We start from the raw sequence: 2,022 nt of genomic DNA, 5'->3' as shown, positions 1-2,022 counted from the left end.
CCACAGCCGTGGCGGCAGCGCGCGCCACCCTCGCCAACCAAGGGCTGACGTGCGCGTCCATGACGGTCACGCTCGACACCTCAGGGTTCTACAGGCCGGTGGGAACGCCCGCCAGTGTCGCGGCGACCGTGAGTTGCACGGTGGAACTGTCGGAGCTGTCCCTGCCCGGCCTGCCGGACCGGGTCGTCAGCGCGACGGTCACCAGTCCGCTCGATGTGTTCAGGGGGCGATGATGAGGCAGCGCGACGAACGAGGCTCGGTCACGGTGTGGGGCGTGCTGATCGCCGCGATCCTCACCCTCGTGATCGGCATCACCGTCGACCTCACCGGACAGGTCAACGCCCAACAGCGCGCGCACGACCTCGCCCAGCAGGCGGGACGGACGGCGGCGAACCAGGTTCAGGCCAGCCAGATCATGCGCGGCCAGTCCCCGCAGATCGACACCGCCGCCGCCCGCACCGCCGCAGCGGCCTACCTCCATGCCGCCGGCCTCGAGGGCAGCGTGAGCATCACCGGACCGACCACCCTGTCGGTGCACGTCACGATCGTCTACCAGCCGAAGTTCCTCGGAACCGCAGGCATCGGCCCCAAGACGGTCAGCGGCGACGCCACCATCCTGCTGTCGCGTGTCGTGAACGGAGCCCCCCGATGAACCAGCGACACAGTCACCCCCGCCTGGTCGGTTTCGCCGCCAGCCTGGCGCTGCTCGGCCTGCTCGTGGGGCTACCGGCGGTGCTGTTGGCGCTCGGCTGGGGGCCGACGCCGTCCGGCCTGGACGGCTGGTGGGCGGCGCTCACCACGCCGGATGACGGCCACCTGACCCTCTTGGTCCTGAAGGTCGCGGCGTGGATCGTCTGGGGTCTGCTGGCGATCACGATCATCACGGAAGCCGTCGCGGCGCTCCGAGGCCTGGAGGCACCTAAGCTGCCCGGTCTCCGGTGGTCCCAGGTGCCGGCGCGCCGGCTCGTGACAGCAGCACTGCTGTTGTTCATCACGGTGCCTGCTGCGGGGATCGAGACGGCATCCGCAGTTCCGGACAGCCCAAACCCGGTGGCCTCGCCGACGGTAACGGCCGCATCCCAGCCGTCGAAGCCCGCCCCGCCCACGCCGAGCGCCGTGGCGCTCTCGGTGGACGCCGCCTCGCCCGTCACCCACACGGTCAAGCGTGGCGAGACCCTGTGGTCGATCGCCGAGCACCACCTGGGGTCGGGGAGCCGCTACCCCGAGATCCTCAAACTCAACCACGAACTCCTGCGGGGTAAGGCGCAGTTCCTCAGGCCGGGATGGGTGCTCACCTTGCCCGCGGGCTCGCAAGCCGGCAGCGAGCAGGCCACGGCAGCGAACGACCACGCTCACTCCCGCCACACCGTGGTCAAGGGGGACACGCTGAGCGAAATCGCCCAGGAGCACCTCGACGACGCCGACGCCTGGCCCCGGATCTTCGAGGCCTCCCGCAAGCTCACCCAGCCGGACGGCCGTCGCCTGACCGACCCGGACCTCATCCTCCCCGGCTGGCACGTACTCATCCCGGCCGCTGAGGGAGCGACGCCCGACCTGCCCACCACCTCGCCCGAACCCGAACAAGCCGAGCCGACACCCCAGACCTCGCAGCCCACGCCGGCGGGCGCCGTCCCTTCCGCAACCGCCAAGCCCACGCCGGTAGCCGCGACGTCGCCTGCGACGTCCGAGACGGCCGGCGCTGTTCCCGTCGTCCCGTCGACCGCCCCGGCAACGCCCGCCCCGTCCGCCTCCGCGACCGTGGCCACGGACGTGAGCAGCGACGACAAGCCAGCGAGCGAGGCGTCCGACCGGGACTCCGACGCGCCGGCACCCTGGTTGCTGGTCGGGCTCACCGGAGCCGGCGGCGTCCTCGCCGCTGGGCTGCTGGCCGCGCTGCGCCAGCGCCGGAGGGCCCAGTTCCGTGCCCGTCGGCCGGGGCGGACGATCCAGGCGCCGCCGCCGGAACTCGTTCCGGTGGAGAAGACCGTGATGGCCGAGGGGCAGGCAGCGACGCCCACCCTG

The 2,022-nt window shown here is 72.1% G+C and carries 2 protein-coding genes and 1 pseudogene; all 3 read left to right on the top strand.

Annotation, left to right across the window (positions count from 1 at the left end):
- Window positions 1-233: pseudogene (locus Q1K57_RS03930) on the top strand (pilus assembly protein); the annotation flags it as partial.
- Window positions 233-652 (top strand): pilus assembly protein TadG-related protein, encoded by a 420-nt coding sequence (locus Q1K57_RS03925; RefSeq protein ID WP_300079204.1) that lies wholly within the window; start codon window positions 233-235, stop codon window positions 650-652. The pseudogene Q1K57_RS03930 and the gene Q1K57_RS03925, both read left to right, overlap by 1 nt.
- The coding region (locus Q1K57_RS03920; RefSeq protein WP_300079201.1) for a LysM peptidoglycan-binding domain-containing protein at window positions 649-2,022 on the top strand (1,374 nt) is incomplete at its 3' end. The genes Q1K57_RS03925 and Q1K57_RS03920, both read left to right, overlap by 4 nt.

Source organism: Propioniciclava sp., from assembly GCF_029977985.1.
Taxonomy (GTDB): Bacteria; Actinomycetota; Actinomycetes; order Propionibacteriales; family Propionibacteriaceae; genus Propioniciclava.
This window is presented reverse-complemented; position numbering and strand designations above follow the sequence as displayed.